Origin of the sequence: Natrinema sp. 74, from assembly GCF_046097095.1 — an archaeon.
Taxonomy (GTDB): Archaea; Halobacteriota; Halobacteria; order Halobacteriales; family Natrialbaceae; genus Natrinema.
Map to the genome: position 1 here is coordinate 1820876 of NZ_CP175698.1, position 18124 is coordinate 1838999.

The following is an 18124-nucleotide window of genomic DNA, read 5'->3' on the forward strand; positions in this document are numbered from 1 at the left end:
GACTCCGTCGTGACGCTCGCTGGTGTCGCGGCGACCGGCCCGGACCTGCTTCGGCTGCTCGCCGTCCCCGTCTTCGCCTGGACCGCCGTCCGCGATATCGAGACCAGACGTGTCTCGAGTGCCGTCTGGATTCCTCTCTCGCTGCTCGGGACCGCGTTGCTCGTCTGGGACGGCTGGCTGGCCTGGAACGCGGGCCAGTCCGTCTGGACGTACGAGTTTCTGCTCCCGACGGCGATCAGCGTCGGGCTGGTCGTCCCGATTGCCTACCTGTTCTGGTGGGTCGGCGGCTTCGGCGGGGCCGACGCGAAGGCGCTGCTCGTCCTCGCCGTCCTCTTTCCGACGTTTCCCGAATACGCGCTCGGTTCGTGGTCGTTTCCACTGGAGACGCCTCCGATTGGTGCGTTCTCGTTTACGATCCTGACGAACACCGTGCTCGTCGGAATCGCCTTGCCGCTCGTCCTCGCCGTTCGCAACGCCGTCGCGGGTCGGATCGCGCCGGTGATGTTCGTCGGCTGGCCGACCTCGTGGGGACGGATTCCCGAAACCCACGGTCGCCTGCTCGAGACCACGTCGGGGCTCTCTCGGGGCGGTCTCGACCTCGACGCCTTGCGGATGTACCTCCGCTGGCGGGGGCTCACGCTCGCCGAGTTGCGCGATGAGCCCAACCGGTACCGCGACCCGGCGACGCTGCCCGCTGAGCCGAACCCGCCGACCGACGGCGCGGTGACCGCTGACGTGCAGACGCGCAGTGACGGCGGCCCCCTCGAGACGAGCGCCGACGACCGGGCTGCGGCGGGGATCGCTGCCGAGTCGGACGATCCGTGGGGGGCCGCGGCCTTCCTCGAGGACATCGAGGGTACGGCTTACGGCACGACCCCCGAAACGCTTCGCGACGGGCTCGAGGTGCTCGCGACCGAGGAGACGGTCTGGATCTCGCCGGGGACGCCGTTTCTCGTGCCGATCTTCGCGGGGCTGTTGCTCGCCCTGATCTACGGCGACCTCCTCCTTGGCACGCTACTCTAAATCACAGCGTTCGCTCGTACAGCGGCACGAGCGCCGTCCAGAAGAGCACGAACGCGGTGCCGACGCCGATCAGCGCCAGCCACGGATCGCCCCTGCCGGTCGGGGCACCGGTCGAGAGAAGGGCAAAGATGCTCGCAAACAGGAGGAGACAGACGAGGACGCTACCGAGTTCGAGGATCGCGGCGACGGGATACTCGCGAATCCGGGCGGCGATGCCGGCGAGGGTCATACACGAGACTCGGCGGGTGACGGGAAAAACGTCACGGCGGTTCGGGCGTCGCGTCTCCTGTCATCCTGCCGGGTTAGTCACGCTCGAGACTCGATCTCGCCGGCGATCTCGTCGAGTCGGTCGTCGTCGATCTCTTCTTGCCCGCCGAACATGGCGTGGATCGGCCCGCCGCCGTCGCCCTCGAACCGCGGGACGATGTGACAGTGGACGTGGGGCACTTCTTGGCCGGCTTCTTCGCCGTTGTTGAACGCGACGGTGGTCGCGTCGGCGTCGACGCTCTCCTCGACGGCCGGGACCATACGATGGACCGTGGCATAGAGCTCCTCCGCGACGTCTGCTGGCACGTCGTTCAGCCGCTCGTACTCGTCTTTCGGAATGACAAGCGTGTGCCCCGGTGCCAGCGGATTGGCGTCCAGAAAGGCGAGCGTCGTCTCGTCTTCGTACACGACTCGCGCGGGGATCTCCCCCTCGACGATCTGGCTGAAGATCGTACTCATACGCGAGTATCCGTCGGCGCTCCGTATGAAGGTTTCCCGACTATTCGGCCGCGTTGCCGGTCTTCGGTCGGTCCGTTCAGTTCGCTTTCCGGTCGTTGCACACCTCCGCGAGCGTCTCTTCGATCGCCTCGAGGTACCCCTCGGGCTCGAACTCCAACCGGCCGATCCAGACATCCTGATAGGACGGATGCAAAATCGGGACAAGCCACGCGTCGAGTCGCTCACACCACACCGGCTCGAGCACGCTGTCGAGAAACCCCTCGAGGTCCCGGCCCTCGGCCGCGAGCACCGTCTTCGTCGCGTGTTTGCCGGTCGCGAGCACCACCGCGGGGTCGACCGTCTCGAGTTCGGTCAGCAGGTGGGACCGACAGTTCGCGCGTTCCTCGGGCGTGGGCTCCCGATTGGTCGTCGGGTCGTCGGGATCGGCCGGGAAGCACTTCACCGCGTTCGTGAAGTACGCGTCGCCGTCACCGACCCGCTCGAGCATGCGGCGGATGCGCCGACCGGAGTGTCGCGAGGTGTAGGCCTTGCCGGTCCAGTTGCCGCCCTGCCAGCGTTCCGCGTCGGGGTTACCGTAGCCAGGGGCCTCGCCGACGACCGCGACTGTGGCGTCGAGATCGCCGGTTCCCCACGAGATACACTCACGGGACTCGGCCAGGTTCGGACAGCGCGCGCAGTCGGGCTCGAGGACGTTGCGACGGGTCGGAAAGGCGAGCTCGCCATCGGCTGCCGAATCGGACGCAGCGTCGCCGGTCGATTCAGTGTCGGCGTCGGAATCGGACGCGGGCACACTCGAGGGTACGTCTGCGACGGTATATGCGGGTCGGTCCACTCGGTCGCGGCCGTGCGATCGCGTCGCATTCGAGGGGACAAGTTTACCTTCACCGGGCGGGTACCACACCGGCAATGCCATCGATCGGTCCAGAGCTTCTCGCAGAATCCTTTCAGTTAGCCGTCTATACCATCGTCGCCGGCGCGTTGACCGTCGGCGGCGTGCTCGCCGAACAGGCGGGCTTCCAGCATCTCGGTGCCGGCGAGGCGATGATCGCGCTGTGGCTGTGCGCGCTCGGCGGCGTCATGCTCTATGCGGGTACGTACAGCCTCGGCTATCAAAAGCTCGTCTCCGAATACGTCTGAGCGGCTGCGGTCGCGGGTGGTCGCTCGCGGACCGCCGCTACCGGCGACGCGGGCGACCCGCAATATCGATTCCTCTTTACTGCCGGAGGCGATTAGGTCGGGTATGAGCAGGTTCGGTGAGGTCGACGACCAGTACGACCCACACGCGCTCGAGCAGCGGGTCTTCGAGTACTGGGACGACGTCGACGCCTACGAGCGGACGGTCGAGCACCGATCGGACGGCGACGATTTCTTCTTCGTCGACGGCCCGCCGTACACGTCGGGATCGGCGCACATGGGGACCACCTGGAACAAGTCACTGAAGGACGTCTACATCCGCTTCCTGCGGATGCAGGGCTACGACGTGACCGACCGGCCGGGGTACGACATGCACGGCCTCCCCATCGAGACCCGCGTCGAGGAGCGACTGGGCTTCGAGAACAAGAAGGACATCGAGGAGTACGGCGAGGAGAACTTCATCGAGGCCTGCAAGGAGTACGCAGAGGAACAACTCGAGGGGCTGCAGTCGGACTTTCAGGACTTCGGCGTCTGGATGGACTGGGAGAACCCCTACCGGACGGTCAGCCCCGAGTACATGGAGGCCGCGTGGTGGGGCTTCTCGAAGGCCGCCGACCGCGGTCTGGTCGAGAAGGGCCACCGCTCGATCTCCCAGTGTCCCCGGTGTGAGACCGCCATCGCGAACAACGAGGTCGAGTACGAGGACGTCGAGGATCCATCAATCTACGTCAAATTCGACCTCGAGGACCGAGCGGGCAAACTCGTCATCTGGACGACGACTCCGTGGACGGTTCCGGCCAACACCTTCGTCGCGGTCGACGAGGAGGGCGACTACGTCGGCGTTCGCGCCGAAAAGGACGGCGAGGAAGAACTGCTGTACGTCGCCGAAGCGAAACACGAGGCGGTACTGAAAGCCGGCCGCTATGACGACTACGAGGTCGTCGAGGAACACACGGGTGAGGACCTACTCGGCTGGTCGTACGACCACCCGATGGCTGATGAGGTCCCCGCCCACCCCGACTCCGAGGGAACCTGTGAGGTCTACGCCGCCGACTACGTCGACACGGGCGGCGACGGCACCGGACTCGTCCACTCCGCGCCCGGCCACGGTGAGGAGGACTTCGAGCGCGGTCGCGAACTCGGCTTCTCGATTTTCTGTCCTGTCGGCGGCGACGGCGTCTACACCGACGAGGCGGGTGCGTACGCGGGCGAGTTCGTGCGCGACGCCAACGAGGAGATCATCGCCGACCTCGAGGCCGACGGCTCCCTGCTCGCCTCGGAGACGATCACCCACAGTTACGGCCACTGCTGGCGCTGTGACACTGGCATCATCCAGATCGTCACCGACCAGTGGTTCATCACGATCACGGACGTCAAGGACGAACTGCTCGAGAACATCGAGGACAGCGAGTGGCACCCCGACTGGGCCCGCGACAACCGCTTCCGGGACTTCGTCGAGGAGGCCCCCGACTGGAACGTTTCCCGACAGCGTTACTGGGGCATTCCCCTCCCGGTCTGGACGCCGGAGGACCGAGACGACGACACGGACCGAATTGTCGTTGGCGACCGCGAGGAGCTGGCCGAGCGCGTCGATCAGGACGTCGACCCCGACGCGGTCGACCTCCACAAGGACACCGTCGACGAGTTGACGATCACCGAGGACGGTACCACCTACACGCGCGTCCCCGACGTCTTCGACGTCTGGCTCGACTCCTCGGTCGCCTCGTGGGGCACGCTTGACTTCCCCGCGGACGACAGCCGGTTCGACGAGCTCTGGCCCGCCGACCTCATCCTCGAGGCCCACGACCAGACGCGGGGCTGGTTCTGGTCCCAGCTGGGGATGGGCACCGCCGCGATCGGTGAGATCCCCTACGAGGAGGTGCTGATGCACGGCCACGCGCTGATGCCCGACGGCCGCGCGATGAGCAAGTCCAAGGACATCCTGATCGATCCCCACGAGGCGATCGACCGCCACGGCCGCGACGTGATGCGCATGTTCCTGCTGTCCAACAACCCGCAGGGCGACGACATGCGCTTCTCGTGGGACGGGATGCAGACGATGGAGAACCACCTCCGGACGCTCTGGAACGTCTTCCGGTTCCCGCTGCCGTACATGCGCCTCGATGATTTCGATCCGCAGGAGACGAGTCTCGAGGACGTAGACTCGGACCTCGAGCTGATCGACGAGTGGGTGCTCGCACGGCTGCAGTCCACGAAAGCCGAGATGACCGACCACTTCGAGGACTACCGGCAGGATCAGGCGATCGACGCCCTGATCGAGTTCATCGTCGAGGACGTCTCGCGATTCTACGTGCAGGCCGTCCGCGAGCGCATGTGGGAGGACGAGGACAGCGCCTCGAAGACGGCCGCCTACGCGACGATCTACCGCGTCCTTCGCGAGACGGTCGCGCTGCTTGCGCCTTACGCCCCCTTCATCAGTGATGAGATCTACGGGACGCTGACCGGCGACGCGGGCCACCCCACGGTCCACATGGAAGACTGGCCCGCCGTCGACGAGTACTGGGAAGACGAGCAACTCGAGGAGGACGTCGCCCTCCTGCGCGCCATCGAGGAGGCCGGCGCGAACGCGCGCCAGCAGGCCGGTCGCAAGCTTCGCTGGCCGGTCCCGCGCGTGGTTGTCGCCGCGGACGACGACCGCGTCGTCGAGGCCGTTTCCCGCCACACCGGACTGCTCGAGGATCGACTCAACGCCCGCGAGATCGAACTCGTCTCGCCGGACGACCGCTGGGGCGAACTCCGGTACAGCGCCGAGGCCGACATGAGCGAACTCGGCCCAGCTTTCGGTGACCGCGCTGGACAGGTCATGAACGCGCTCAACGAGGCCCGGATCGACGACCCCAGTCTCGCGGCGCTCGAGGACGCTGTCAGCGACGTGCTCGAAGACGACGAAGAGATCACCGACGAGATGGTCTCCTTTGTCACCCAGACGCCCGACGGCGTCGCCGGCACCGCCTTTGGCACCGATGGCGACGACCGCGGTGTCGCGTACGTCGACGCCTCGCTGACCGACGACATCGAGAGCGAGGGCTACGCCCGCGAGGTCATCCGCCGCGTTCAGGAGATGCGCAAAGACCTCGACCTCGACGTCGAAGAGCGGATCGCCCTCGAACTCGAGATCGACGACGACCGAATCGCCGACCTCGTCGCCGAGCGCGAGGCCCTGATCCGCGAGGAGGTCCGCGCCGACGAGCGCCGTGCGGTCGAGGACGGCCACCGCAAGGAGTGGGATGTCGAGGACGTGACGATGGAAATCGCGATCGAGCCGCTGGCTACGGCGGAAGCGTCGGACTAACACCGCAAATTTCCAGCCGGGAGACGAAGTCGACCGTCCGGTCTTTTTGGTCCAGATTTTTGCGCGAGCGGTGGCGACCGCTGAGGCGTCGAACGAACGGATTGGTGCAATCCTATCCTGTAATATTTCGTCCGATAGTTCAGTAACTCGTGACAATCGCGCTGCCATAAACGTCTTGAGCACTGACTTACCAGAGACGGCTAGTGACATCTCGGGCCGCCGTCTTCGTGTTCGTCGTTTTGCTTGTTGGGGGTCTGCCGGCCGGCGTCGGTGCCCTCGAGCCGGCACCGCAGACCGATTCCGCGTCGGAGTCGAGCCTCGCGGCCGGTCGCGCGCAGTCGGTCGCCGCGGTCGGAACGGCTGCCGGGTCGGCGACCGCGACCGGCGGCTCTGAGGATATCCTTCATCGGACGACGGTCCTCAGTCATCGGCCGGATGATCCCGACGCGTTCGGGGTGAAAATGACGTTCACCGTTCCGGAGTCGGTGACGGAACTCGAGATCGAACTCGAGCAGGGTGCGAGCGTCGAGTCAGCGACGGGGTTCGAGCGGACGGGCGAACGGACGTTCCGGTGGACCGGTGAGACCGCGTCGCCGACGGTGCGGTTCGCGATGCCGGCCGATCGGACGGGTGAGGGCGAGCAACGGGCCGGGGCGTCCGGCGACGGGTACACGTTCGTCGATACCGGCGAGTGGGGCGTCGTGCCGGTTCCCGGTGTGTCGCTTTCGTTGCAGCGGACCGAGCCGGTCGGCATCGAGGAGACGGTGACCGTCGACGGGCCGGGCGCGACCGGCGGCGACATCGCCTTCTTCGGCGCGGTGACGACCCACAAGCGCGACGTGAACGGAGAGACGTTCAGGCTCGTCGTCCCCGACGCCGCCGACCTCGAGGAGTCACCTGACGCGATCCTCTCGGCACTTTCAGACGCGAGCAGCCGACTCGAGGTCGGGATGCGAAGCGACGAGGTGTTCGTCGTCGCGGTTCCGAACACGGTCGACTGGGGGCCGCGGGGCATTCAGTACGGCCGGTCGGACGCGTGGGTGGTCGACGACGCCACCCTCGATGAACGGAATCCGGTCTGGCTCCACGAGTACGTTCACGTCCGCCAGCGCTTTTCCAACGCGAAGGACGATGTCGCACCCGAAGTCGAGTGGCTCGTCGAGGCCCAGGCCGATTACTACGCGGGCCTGCTCGCCCTCGAGACCGGTCGCACCGAGTTTTCGGACTTTAGTCAGCTCCTCGAGCGCGGCGAGCGGTCGCCGTACGCCGACGCGGTGCTCGCCGATCCCTCGACGTGGGAGGGCGAACGCGCAGACTACGCGAAGGGGGCGCTCGTGTATGGCGACCTCGACCGCCGGCTGCGACTCGCGACCGACGGCGATCGCACGCTCGAGGACGTTTTCCGGACGCTGAACGCACAGGAGGAGACGATAACCGAGGCCGACGTGCTGGCGGCGCTCGAGAACGCTGGCGGCACGGACCTCCGGGCCGCCGCCGAGCGGTACACGCGGACCGACGCGACCCCGACGATGTGGAGCCGAAGCGAACACGAGGCCGCCTTCGACCAACCGGTCGCGGCCTTCGAATACGGGTTCGGGGACGGTTCGCTTGAGGTGGCCGGGCGGGAGTGGGAGCGCTGGTCGGCCGACGCGACTGGAGGCGAGAGCGGCAAGCCCGACGTCATCGCGGTCCCGGCCGGCGAAGCCGTCTCCGTTCCGAGTACGGTCGAGAACGTCGGCGAGCGCGACGGAAGCTACGATGCGATGTTACAGATCGACGGCCGGGTCGTCGACCGCCGGCAGGGAACGCTTTCGCCCGGCGAGCGGACGAGTCACCGCCTCTCGTGGACGCCGGCCAAGCCCGGCACGTACGACGTCCGCGTCGGCTCAGAGCGGGTGACCGCCGTCGTCCGCTCGCCCTCGAGCGTGACCGTCACCGACTTGCGGGCCTCCGGGGCGACCGATCCCGGCGAACCGGTGACGGTGACCGCGACGGTCGCAGCCGCGGGCGACCGCCCCGGCGCGGCCGTCCTCGAGTTCCGAACCGCCGAAGGCGTCGCCGCCGAGCGGGCGGTCGCGATTCGGCCCGGCGAGACGAGGACGATCGACGCGACCCTCCGATTCGCCGAGCGCGGCCGGTACGAAGTCGCCGTTGGCGACGCGACGACGACGGTCAGCGTCGGCGGCCCGGCAGCGGCGATCGAGAAGGTGCCCGGCTTCGGCGTTCCGGCGGCGCTCGCTGCCGTCGCGGCGGCGCTTGTCAGCGCGGTGCTGGCCAGACGCCGTTAAAAACCATAGTTGCGCGGTGATCGGTCAGAAGAGAGACCGTGACGCCGTGGCCGTTACTCGAGGTCGACGCGGAACGTACACTCGCCGGCACCGTCGTCGACGCAGGCCGTCTTCGTGACCGTCGCGTCGGTACCGTAGGCGGTGGCGAGCCCCTCGAGGATGCCGTGAGCCAGTCCGCAGTACTGCTGATCGCGGTGGGTGTCGTACGTGACGATCGCGGCGTCTGACTCGCGGGTACAGGAAATAGTCGGGAGCGACGCTTCCTCCGTGGCACCGTTGACGTCGTTGGAGACGGCTGCGAGCGACGTGAGCAGTTCCGCGAACTCCCAGTCACGCCGCAGGTGGGCGTTGAACGTCGAGAGCAGTTCGGAAGCGAGCGTTCGACCGAAGTCGCGCTCGATGGCGTCCCTGTCTTGGGTCGCCATCGACGATAGTTCCCCGAGAACGGCGTCGATCTCCCCGTCGTCGTAGTGGGTGACGGGGAGATACAGCTTCGGCTCGAAATTGGACTGCTCGACGATCGTGTCCCAGGTATCATCGTCGGCTCGCTCGACGACGTACTCCTTGAGGGACTTGTGGACGATTCCGTGCATATGGCTTCCTTCTCTCCGCTCTCGTGACACGTCCCGCAGTCGGCCCTCTCGTGCCACGCGCTAACAACTAAGCAACTTCTCGGGGGCTACTTAATCGTTTACTTACAGGTGTCTTGCGAGAACCGGTGCGACCGAGACGGTAGCGACCCCGCGTTCGATGGTGTCGGTACCGTAGATCGCCTCGACGCCGGCCCGTGAAAGCTTCGTGACGGCGTTTCGCGCCAGCAGCGGGTGGACGCAGGTAACGAAGACGCGGCCGACTGCCCGGTCGCGAAGGACCGAGACGGCTTCGCTCATCGTCGATCCCGTCGCGATGATGTCGTCGACGACGACGACGTCGCGGCCGGCCACGTCGACGTCGCTCGGGGTGATCTCGACTTCGGTGCCGGAATGGCGGATTTTCTCGAAGTAGTCGATTTCGCCTGTGCCGTAGGCGTCGCGGGCGGTCTCGGCGAGGTCGATCGCGCCCGCGTCGGGCGAGAGGAAGACCGGATCCGCGAGGTCGTCGGGCAGCGGCTCGGCCAGCCGGCCCGCCGCGTCGACCGCGGTCGCCGTCGGCTCGAAGAATTCACAGACTGCTTCCTCGTGGGGGTTGACGGTCAATACTCGGTCCGCGCCGGTCGAAATCGCGCGGGCGACCGCCCGCGCGGAGACGGGATGGCCCGGCTCGAACGCGGCGTCTTGCCGGCCGTAGCCCATGTACGGCAGGACAGTGATCACCTCCTCAACGCCGGCCTCGCGAACGGCGTCTTGCAACTGGAGCACCTCGAGGTGGGCGTCGCTCGAGACGGTCGAGGCGACGATCACCGCCCGATCCGGGTCGGCGTCGGCGACGCCGGGGACGGCGGCGAGCAGTTCACCGTCGGGAAAGCGGTCGTACTCGACGGCGGCGAGCGGTTCCTCGAGTTCGCGTGCGAGCGACGCGGCGAGGGCCTGCGACGCAGATCCGCTGACGATCATAATCGGTGGGACAGGCTGGGGGGTAAACCAGTTTTCGTTCTTCTGGCGCTCACCTTCGGAGTTGCGCCGTCAGTCGGTCTCGTCGGCGGCCGTCTCGCTCACCTCGGCCGCAGGGATCGCCAGGCCGGCAACGTCGGTGACGCCCAGCGTTCGCGTCCGCCAGCCGCCGTCGCTGGCCGACAGGAAGGTTCCATCGGCCGTGACGGCGTAGACCGTGTCCCCGTAGCCGACATCGACGACCCGGTCGCTCGGCTCGCTTGCGCCCTCGAGTGGCTGCCACTCGTCGTCGGCCGCGTACTCGTAGACCGCGTCTGAGACGGCGTGGGCACGTACGAGCCGTCCCGGCTCCGAGCGCGGGTCCGCCGCGACGGTCTCGAACGCCCCCTCGAGGACTGCCAGCCAGCCGTTGCCGAGCTTGTAGAGCCCGTCGGCGGTGGCAGCGAGCGGGATGCCGGCGGCCGAGACGTCGCGCACATCCGTCAGGCCGGCGTGATCGAGCCCACCGTCGTGAACGCGGTAGACGCCATCTTCGGTGCCGAGCAGGTCCCCGTCGATCGCCCGTACGGCCGCACCGAAATCGCTCTCGAGGGTCGTCCACTCGTCGGTTCCGCGCGATCGACGGGCGACGCGACCGTCCGGCCCGGCCGCGAGCAGATCGCCGCCGTCGTAGCCGACGGCGACCGCCGGGCCGAACCCCGTTTCGGCGAACGTCTCGTCGCCGGCGGCGACCGGTGCGTCGCTTCCCGCCTCGTCTGTGCCGTCCTTGAGCGAGAACGCTCGGACGTCCTCGTCGGTCGCGACGGCAACGCTGCTCGGGGTCGCCGCGATGCCGCGTGCGGTACAGCGCTCGCAGAGGCTGAACTCGCCGACGGTGTCGCCGGCGACCCGGACGCGGACGACGCCGATCGCGCTCGCGACGTAGGCTGTGAGCGCCCCCTCGCGATCGCCGAAGACGCGCTTTTCCTCGATGGAATCCATATCGGACCGTCGCGGGGACGGGCCGAAAACGTTCCGTCACGGCGGCCGCCGACCGGTCGATTTGCGGAATCCCTTTGGGGAGGCCGGTCAGACTAGCGCATGATGCAAGTGTTCGGATCGAGCGGGACCCGGGGCGTCGCCAACGAGGAGTTGACGCCCGCGTTCGTCCTGCGCGTCGCGAAAGCGGCGGGGACGGTCTGGGGCGACGGCCGCGGTGGGGGCCGGATCGCCATCGCCCGTGACACTCGCCACACCGGGCGGATGCTGGCCGACGCGGCCGCAAGCGGGTTGGCGAGTACGGGAACCGATGTCGATCGCCTTGGGGTCATCCCCACGCCGGGGGCGCAGGCCTACGCCGAACGGGAGGGGGTGCCGGTGATGGTGATCACCGCCTCACACAACCCGCCGCCGTACAACGGCGTCAAACTCATCGGAGCCGATGGCGTCGAACTCTCGATCGCCGACCTCGAGACGATCGAAGAGACGCTACTCGCCGAATCGTTCACCGTCGCCCCCTGGGACGAGACGGGCAGCGTCCGCGAGATCGACGGCGCAGACCGGGAGTACGTCGACGAACTGCTCGCGGCCGCCGACCGAGTGGCGATCGCCGACGCCGACCTGACCGTCGCACTCGATCCGGGCCACGGCGCAGGCTCGCTGACCAGCCCCGAATTCTTCCGCGAACTCGGCTGTCGCGTCGTCACCGTCAATGCCCAGCCCGACGGCCACTTCCCCGGCCGGGATCCCGAGCCAGTTCCGGGGAATCTCGCCGATCTGGGCCGACTCGTTCGCGCGACCGACGCCGACGTCGGGGTCGCCCACGACGGCGACGCCGACCGCGCCATCTTCTTCGACGAGCACGGCGAGTACGTCGAGGGCGACGCCACCCTCGCCGCGCTCGCCGCCGCCGAACTCGAGCCCGGCGACACCACCGTCTCCGCGGTCAACGTCTCCCAACGGCTCGTCGACGTCGTCTCCGAGGTCGGGGCCGACCTCGAACTCACCCCGATCGGCTCGACGAACATCATCACCCGTATCGAGGAACTCGAGGAAAACGGCGAGCGAGTGCCGATCGCCGGCGAGGGCAACGGCGGAATCTTCTTCCCCGAATACCGGCTTTCGCGCGACGGCGCGTTCACGGCCGCTCGCTTCCTCGAACTGGTCGCCGAGCGGCCGGTCAGCGAACTCGTCGCCCCCTACGACGGCTACGTCAACGTCCGGCGCAACGTCGCCTACGAGTCGACGGCCGAGCGCGACGCGATGCTCGACGCGGCGGCCAACCAGGCGCAGGCGGCCGACGCCGAACTCAACACCCGCGACGGCTACCGGCTCGACTACGGCGACGCCTGGGTGCTGGCCCGCCCCTCCGGCACCGAGCCGCTCGTCCGAATCTACGCCGAGGCCCGCGAGGGCGACCGCGCCGCGGAACTCGCGGACGACATGTACGAGGCGTTGGCCGACGCGAAGGCAGACGCCTGAGAACGTCTCGGTCCCCGATCGATCCTTCGCCAGTCGCTGCCTCGAAATTATAGATATCTTACTGTATAGTCGCTTTTATCAATATATCGGATCAGTGGATAGTATGCCCCTCCACTCACGCAGACGATTCCTCGGAATCACCGGCACCACCGGCATCGTGGCGCTTGCGGGCTGTAGTATCAACGGGACGAGCCTGTTTGACTGGTCGACGACCGCCGCCGAGACGACTGCCCCCTTCCCCGGCGAATCCGACGGCTGGCCCCAGTACGGCCGGACCGCTCGCCACACGGGCTTCGCTCCCGAGGTCCGGATCGACGATCCGAGCGAGGACTGGACGTTCGGCCTCGCCGGGAGCATGGCACCGCCGGCCGTCGTCGGCAATCGCGTCGTCGTCCACGGCGGCACCGAACCGGAATCGGACGACGACGACGGCGGTACCGGTGGTGCGGTGTTCTCGCTCCGGGCGGACGACGGACGCAAGCAGTGGCGGCGCAATCTACCGCATATCAGTAGCGGCTACTCCGGTTGTCCACCCATCGTCTATCGGGGCTCGGTGTACGTCGGACACGCCGGAGCGGGTGGCGTGTACGCGATCGACGCGCGCGAGGGAACCCCCCGATGGCGACACGAGACGGACAATTCGGTCAACGAAGCCGCCGTCGGCTTCCGAAAGCAGGTCTTCGCTTCGACCGGCGACGAGTTGCTGGCGTTTAGCGAGCGCGGCCATACCAACTGGACCTACCGGACCGGTAACGACCGCAGTTCGTTCTCACCACCGGCCGTCGGCGGCGGCTTCGTCATCTACACGACCGCGATCCTCGGAAGCATCGTCGCGATCGATCCGGCAGCTAATAGCGGTGTCCCGGAGTGGTTGTATCGGGACGATCGACGGTTCGGGACGCCGACCGTGGCCAACGAGACGGTGTACGTACCCGGCCACGACCGGCTCCACGCCGTCGATGTCGCTACCGGCGACGGTCTCTGGACGAGGGACGTGACCGTTTCCTCGAGCATCGCGACCGACGGCGATCGACTGTTCGTCACTACCCCGTCGGGAGACCTCGTCGCCTACGCGACGGCGGACGGCAGTGAGCAATGGCGAGCGACCCTCGCTGCCGACGACGGCGTCTACCTCCGAACGCGCCCCCTCGTGACAGAGCGGTCGGTCGTCGTAACGACGGAAAAACCGCAACTGGACGAGAACGTGACGACCTACGCCGTCGACCGGCAGACCGGCGAGACGCGGTGGTCCGTCGACCAACCGGGCAACGTCGGCTTCGACGCCGTCGCCGCCGACGGACGGCTGTACGTCCCCTCCTACTGGAGTTCCCGCGACGAAGGTGGGACGCTCGTCGCGCTCTCGGACTGAGTACCCGCCAGCATTCGGGCCGCGGACCCAACTCCCACGATCGCGTGGATCGAGACGGTACTGTCCGACTGTCCGGCGTTGTCCGTCACGGAACGATCGTCACGGGGATCTCTGCGCGCCGGGTGACCGACTCGGCGACGCTTCCCAGCAGCATCCGCGAGACGCCGGCTTTCCCCTCGCTCCCCATCACGATCGCGTCGGCGTTCGCCTCGTCGGCGTACTCGAGGATCGCGTCCGCCGTTCCGGTCCCCGTGACGACGGCCGTCTCGAGCGTCGCATCGTACCCGTCGGCCACCGCGCGCACGCCGGCGAAGAAGTCCGGTTCTGACCCTGTCGAACGGCCGCCGTAGCTCGCCTCGAGCTCGTCCATCGCGTGGACGACCGTCAGTCGATCGGCAGGTTCCCACTCGAGGGCGTGCTCGAGCGCTGCCCGCGCCGGCTCTGAGTCGTCCATCGGGACCAGGACGTGTCTGCTCATGTGCGTCACATCGAGTCACAGCGGCTAAAAGACGGGCCGCCCCCGCGTCGCTCAGACGGGGTCGTCGATCTCGAGCGCGGCCTCGAGTCGCTCGCGCTCGGCCCGCAGTTCCTCGAGTTCGGCGTCGACGCGCCCGTCGGCCAGCCGTTCGCGCTCGGTCGGCGTCAGTTGGTTGACGGCCTGTGCCGCGGTCTGCAGCCGGTCGTAGTCGGCGTCGGTCGTCAGCAGACGGACCTCGCGCAGCGCGGCGACGACTTCCTCGTCGGCGACCCGGGCGACGAACGGTCGGTACTCCCGAATTCGGCGGCGCAGTTCCCCGGCCGGACCCGGCGGCCAGTCGATCGTCAGCGGCTCGGCGTCGATCCCGTCGAGGAACGTCCGCTGGGTCGCAACCGAGCGCTTGAGTTCGTCGGCGCTGTCGACGTAGTGGGAGAGCTTCGATCGCGAGTAATCGGCGTACTCGAGCAACTCGGAGATCGAATACTCGCCCGCCGGATTCTCGGCGACGTACGCCGTCAGATCGTCGGGCGGCCGTTCGTAGGTTACGAAGGGGTACCACTGACTGCGCTCGAGGAGGTCGAACACCTCGCGTGCGCTGGCCTCGGTGCGATACGCTTCGAACGCCTCGCGGACGGCCTCGTTGTACGACTCGATCGGGTCTCGAAGCCGCTCGACCGGCGCGTCCAGATCGGCGTTCGAGAGTTCGAGCAGCCGTTCGCGGTCGGCGATCGCATCGTCGAGTTCGCGCCGGCGCTTGCTCGCGGTCTTGCGCGCCTCCGCCAGGGACTCGCGTGCGGCCTCGCGTTCGTCGAGCATGTCCGCGTATTCGGCGGCGGGATCTAAGGCCTCCCGAGCGCGCTCGAAGTCCGACTCGCTAAGCCGGCGCTTGTCGATCGCGTCGAGTGCGTCCTCGAAGGCCTCGTACGCCGGGAGGTCGTCGGAGAGGTCTGACACGAGCGTATCGAATTTCCCTTCGAGTTCGATGTAGGCCTGGAAGTTCTCCTGGCCGGTCCCGGTCGCGCGGTCGACGTAGTCCGCGAGCAGTTTGCTCGCGCTCCGATAGGCTTCGGCGACAGCCTCGACGGTTTCTTCGCCGTGGTCGTCGATCCGCGTTTCGATCGCCTCGAGTCGGTTTCGGGCCGCCTCGAGGGCCTCGTGTGGCGTCGCCTCGCCGTCACTTCCGACGCCGGCGCTCGAGCCGGCGTCGGACGGGTGGGCGCGCTCACTCATCTTACTCGTAGACGGCGTCCGGATCGTACACTTTCTCGCCGACGTGCTCTCCCTCTACCGTCCGGTAGAAACAGGACCGGTGGCCGGTGTGACACGCGCCGCCTTCCTGGTCGACCAGGTACAGCAGGGTGTCGGCGTCGCAGTCGACGCGGACCTCCTCAACGGCCTGCACATGGCCGCTCGTCGCGCCCTTCTCCCATAACTCGTCCCGACTCCGGGAGTAGTAGTGTGCCCGGCCGGTCTCCCGGGTTCGCTCGAGGGCTTCGGGCGAGACGTACGCCAGCATCAGCACCTCGCCGTTATCGGCGTCCTGTGCCACGGCGGGGACGAGTCCGTCCTCGCCGAAGTCGACCGAAACGTCGTCGTCCATACGTGAGGCATCGGTCGGCCGAGCGATAGGTCTTTTGCCGCGGTATCCGATTCAGATTGCGACCCCGACCCGTGGGGACATACGTCTCCGTGGCCACTCGAGCCCCGGAGCGGAGTCGGCTTCGTCTGGAAACACGCGTCCGCTTCTACCGTCCGTTCCAACTCCAGCGGGCGACTGCGACGAGCACGACCACGGCCAGCGGAAAGCCGATCGCCACGACGGTCGCGACTACGGATGTCGTCGAGGCCGCGATCAGGCCCGACGCCAGCATGAGGCCGACGACTAGCAAGAGGAGACCGAATATCGAGGCGATCGCGAGGCCGATCCCCTCCCGAATCCCCCATCTCGTCTCTGTGGCGTCCTCGAGGGCGCTCTTCGTCGGATAGTGTTCTGGACCGCGGTACGGGGACGTCATCTCTTTCACCACCGGTGGTACAAACGTTACCAGTGAGCATAAACCGCGTCTTCGGTGAACCGGACTGTCCAGCGTCCGGGTGCTTGGCAGTCGCTCGTGGGATTAGACGGCATCGAAACGCGGCAACTCGCCGAAAGGGGCGGTTCGCGACCGCTCAGTTCTGGCCGTTCAGCGTAATATCGTTGATCCCGATGATCCGCTCGTCGGACTCGAGTTCCTCCTTGGCCCCGTCGGGCACGTCGCTGTCGACGTTGTAGACGGTCAGGGCCTCGCCGCCGATGGTCTCGCGGGCGTTGAACATGCCGGCGATGTTGACGTCGTAGTCGCCCATCACGGAGCCGATGAGGCCGATGACGCCGGGTTCGTCGGTGTTGCGCGCGACGACCATCCGGCCGTGGGGGATGGCGTCGACGCGGTAGCCGTCGATGCGGACGATCCGCGGGTCGTCACCGGCAAAGAGGGTGCCGTCGACCGAGACGTCGTCGTCGTCGTTGCTGACGGTTACCGAGATCAGGCTCTGGAAGTCCTCGGCCTGCCGGGTCTTGGACTCGGTGACGTCGACGCCGCGATCCTCGGCGATCTGGGGCGCGTTGACGGCGTTGACCTGCCACTCGAGGGGTTCGAAGATACCTTTGAGCGCGCTCGCGGTGACGAACTCGACGTCCTCGTCGGCGATGTCGCCCTCGTAGACGACCTGAACGTCCTCGATGCGGCCCTCGAGCAGTTGGGCGGCAACCTTGCCGGCGGTCTCGGCGATGTCGATATAGGGTTCGACGCGGGGGAACGCGCTCTCGTCGATCGAGGGGGCGTTGAGGGCGTTCGCGACGGGTTCGCCGATTAGCGCTGCGTTGACCTGCTCGGCCGTCGACGTGGCGACGTTCTCCTGGGCGGCCTCCGTCGAGGCTCCAAGGTGGGGCGTGACGATGACGTCGTCGTGCTCGAGCAGCGGCGAGTCGGCCGACAGGGGCTCCTCGGCGAAGACGTCCAGTGCCGCGCCGGCCAGGGTTCCGTCCTCGACTTTCGCCGCGAGCGCGTCTTCGTCGACGACGCCGCCGCGGGCGCAGTTGATCAGGTAGCCGTCGCCCAGCAGGTCGAGTTCGTCTTCGCTGATCAACCCCTCCGTCTCCGGCGTCAGCGGCGTGTGGACGGTCAGGAAGTCTGCCCGTTCGAGGCTCGCCTCGAGATCGACCAGTTCCGCGCCGATGCGGTCGGCGCGCTCCTCGCTGATGTAGGGGTCGTAAGCGACGACGTCCATGCCAAGCGAGTCGAGCTTCTTGGCGACTTCCTGGCCGACGCGGCCGAGACCGACGACGCCCAGTGTCTTGCCGTCGAGTTCGGCCCCGAGGTAGTCGCTTTTGGCCCACTCGCCGTTCTTCAGGCGGATGTGGGCCTGCGGGATCGAGCGGGCGGCCGCGAACGTCATCGCGACGGTGTGCTCGGCGGCCGCGCGGACGTTGCCCTCGGGCGCGTTGGCGACGATGACGCCGTGGTCCGTCGCGGCGTCGATGTCGATGTTGTCGACCCCGATGCCGGCTCGGCCGACGATGACCAGATCCTCGGCGGCGTCGAGGACTTCCTCCGTCACCTCGGTCCCGGAGCGGACGATGAGTCCGTTGGCGTCCGAGACCGCCTCGAGGAGCTCCTCACCCTCGAGTTCGTAGCCCGTCTCGACCTCGTGGCCGGCGTCGCTGAGTACGTCCAGACCCGCGTCGGCGATCGGGTCCGTGACCAGTACTTTCATGCGCGAGACAACCGTGCGAAGAACGTA

Annotated in this window: 17 protein-coding genes; 6 read left to right on the forward strand and 11 right to left on the reverse strand. The window is 67.5% G+C overall.

From position 1 onward, the window contains the following. The first annotated feature begins 9 nt into the window (after window positions 1-9). Window positions 10-1023, forward strand: a complete 1014-nt coding sequence (locus tag ACJ70B_RS09085) for an A24 family peptidase C-terminal domain-containing protein (RefSeq protein ID WP_408956678.1) — start codon at window positions 10-12, stop codon at window positions 1021-1023. A gap of 1 nt (window position 1024) precedes the next feature. Here ACJ70B_RS09085 and ACJ70B_RS09090 read toward each other — a convergent pair whose 3' ends face one another. From ACJ70B_RS09090 to ACJ70B_RS09100, 3 genes are all read right to left on the reverse strand, one after another. Next, a complete protein-coding gene (locus ACJ70B_RS09090; protein WP_408956679.1) occupies window positions 1025-1252 on the reverse strand; it encodes a hypothetical protein in 228 nt (75 codons plus the stop codon). Between the two features lie 77 nt (window positions 1253-1329). Continuing rightward, window positions 1330-1749: an HIT family protein gene (locus ACJ70B_RS09095; RefSeq protein WP_408956680.1), complete on the reverse strand. Its 420-nt coding sequence runs from the start codon at window positions 1747-1749 to the stop codon at window positions 1330-1332. 76 nt (window positions 1750-1825) lie between these two features. Further along, window positions 1826-2539 (reverse strand): uracil-DNA glycosylase family protein, encoded by a 714-nt coding sequence (locus ACJ70B_RS09100; RefSeq protein ID WP_408956681.1) that lies wholly within the window; start codon window positions 2537-2539, stop codon window positions 1826-1828. A gap of 116 nt (window positions 2540-2655) precedes the next feature. Between ACJ70B_RS09100 and ACJ70B_RS09105 the strand changes: the two genes are divergently transcribed. The 3 genes from ACJ70B_RS09105 to ACJ70B_RS09115 all read left to right on the forward strand — a co-directional run bounded on the left by ACJ70B_RS09105 (window position 2656) and on the right by ACJ70B_RS09115 (window position 8484). Next, on the forward strand, window positions 2656-2886 hold the full coding sequence (locus ACJ70B_RS09105; RefSeq protein ID WP_408956682.1) for a hypothetical protein: 231 nt from the start codon (window positions 2656-2658) through the stop codon (window positions 2884-2886). A 103-nt stretch (window positions 2887-2989) separates the two neighbouring features. Next, window positions 2990-6196: an isoleucine--tRNA ligase gene (ileS, locus tag ACJ70B_RS09110; RefSeq protein ID WP_408956683.1), complete on the forward strand. Its 3207-nt coding sequence runs from the start codon at window positions 2990-2992 to the stop codon at window positions 6194-6196. A 203-nt stretch (window positions 6197-6399) separates the two neighbouring features. After that, window positions 6400-8484, forward strand: a complete 2085-nt coding sequence (locus ACJ70B_RS09115; RefSeq protein ID WP_408956684.1) for a hypothetical protein — start codon at window positions 6400-6402, stop codon at window positions 8482-8484. 53 nt (window positions 8485-8537) lie between these two features. Here the strand turns inward: ACJ70B_RS09115 and ACJ70B_RS09120 are convergent, their stop codons facing one another. The 3 genes from ACJ70B_RS09120 to ACJ70B_RS09130 form a co-directional block, all read right to left on the reverse strand. Next, a complete protein-coding gene (locus ACJ70B_RS09120) occupies window positions 8538-9077 on the reverse strand; it encodes a heme NO-binding domain-containing protein (RefSeq protein ID WP_408956685.1) in 540 nt (179 codons plus the stop codon). A 102-nt stretch (window positions 9078-9179) separates the two neighbouring features. Next, window positions 9180-10037: a ribose-phosphate diphosphokinase gene (locus ACJ70B_RS09125; RefSeq protein ID WP_408956686.1), complete on the reverse strand. Its 858-nt coding sequence runs from the start codon at window positions 10035-10037 to the stop codon at window positions 9180-9182. 69 nt (window positions 10038-10106) lie between these two features. Next, window positions 10107-11015, reverse strand: coding sequence for a hypothetical protein (locus ACJ70B_RS09130; RefSeq protein ID WP_408956687.1), 909 nt, complete (start codon window positions 11013-11015; stop codon window positions 10107-10109). A gap of 102 nt (window positions 11016-11117) precedes the next feature. On the opposite strand from ACJ70B_RS09130, the gene glmM reads away from it, so the two are divergent. Both glmM and ACJ70B_RS09140 read left to right on the forward strand, forming a co-directional pair. After that, entirely contained in the window at window positions 11118-12494 is a 1377-nt protein-coding gene (gene glmM, locus ACJ70B_RS09135; RefSeq protein ID WP_408956688.1) for a phosphoglucosamine mutase, read from the forward strand. Window positions 12495-12597: 103 nt separating this feature from the next. Then, window positions 12598-13863, forward strand: a complete 1266-nt coding sequence (locus ACJ70B_RS09140) for a PQQ-binding-like beta-propeller repeat protein (RefSeq protein ID WP_408956689.1) — start codon at window positions 12598-12600, stop codon at window positions 13861-13863. 85 nt (window positions 13864-13948) lie between these two features. Here ACJ70B_RS09140 and ACJ70B_RS09145 read toward each other — a convergent pair whose 3' ends face one another. From ACJ70B_RS09145 to serA, 5 genes are all read right to left on the reverse strand, one after another. Next, a complete protein-coding gene (locus ACJ70B_RS09145) occupies window positions 13949-14341 on the reverse strand; it encodes a universal stress protein (protein WP_408956690.1) in 393 nt (130 codons plus the stop codon). 51 nt (window positions 14342-14392) lie between these two features. After that, complete coding sequence (locus ACJ70B_RS09150; RefSeq protein ID WP_408956691.1) at window positions 14393-15571, reverse strand: hypothetical protein; 1179 nt, start codon at window positions 15569-15571, stop codon at window positions 14393-14395. A gap of 1 nt (window position 15572) precedes the next feature. Continuing rightward, window positions 15573-15941, reverse strand: a complete 369-nt coding sequence (gene hisI, locus ACJ70B_RS09155) for a phosphoribosyl-AMP cyclohydrolase (protein WP_408956692.1) — start codon at window positions 15939-15941, stop codon at window positions 15573-15575. A gap of 145 nt (window positions 15942-16086) precedes the next feature. Next, window positions 16087-16356: a hypothetical protein gene (locus tag ACJ70B_RS09160; RefSeq protein ID WP_408956693.1), complete on the reverse strand. Its 270-nt coding sequence runs from the start codon at window positions 16354-16356 to the stop codon at window positions 16087-16089. 154 nt (window positions 16357-16510) lie between these two features. Then, entirely contained in the window at window positions 16511-18097 is a 1587-nt protein-coding gene (gene serA / locus ACJ70B_RS09165; RefSeq protein ID WP_408956694.1) for a phosphoglycerate dehydrogenase, read from the reverse strand. Window positions 18098-18124: the final 27 nt, after the last annotated feature.